This is a genomic window from Virgibacillus salexigens (genome assembly GCF_014905415.1).
Classification (GTDB): Bacteria; Bacillota; Bacilli; order Bacillales; family Amphibacillaceae; genus Virgibacillus; species Virgibacillus salexigens.
The window spans coordinates 1-293 of record NZ_BNEO01000190.1 but is presented as its reverse complement, the minus strand read 5'-3'; the positions used below and the strand labels follow the sequence as shown (position 1 = coordinate 293).

The following is a 293-nucleotide window of genomic DNA, read 5'->3' as shown; positions in this document are numbered from 1 at the left end:
AGAAGGTGGCTATACAACGTATTGGCCAACAGAAGAAATCATGCCTATTTATGATGCAGCGATGAAGTATCAACAAGATGGTACAGGTCTCATCGTTATTGGTGGAAAAGGCTATGGTATGGGATCTTCACGTGACTGGGCAGCTAAAGGAACAAATCTTTTAGGTATTAACACGGTTATCGCTGAAAGCTTTGAACGAATTCACCGTTCCAACTTAGTAATGATGGGTGTACTGCCATTACAATTTGAAAATGGGGAAAGCGCAGATAAGCTAGGTCTAACAGGTAAAGAAT

1 pseudogene is annotated in these 293 nt (G+C 41.0%); it reads left to right on the top strand.

What is annotated here, in order from left to right:
• A pseudogene (locus JKP73_RS22790) lies at positions 1 to 293 on the top strand (aconitate hydratase); the annotation flags it as partial.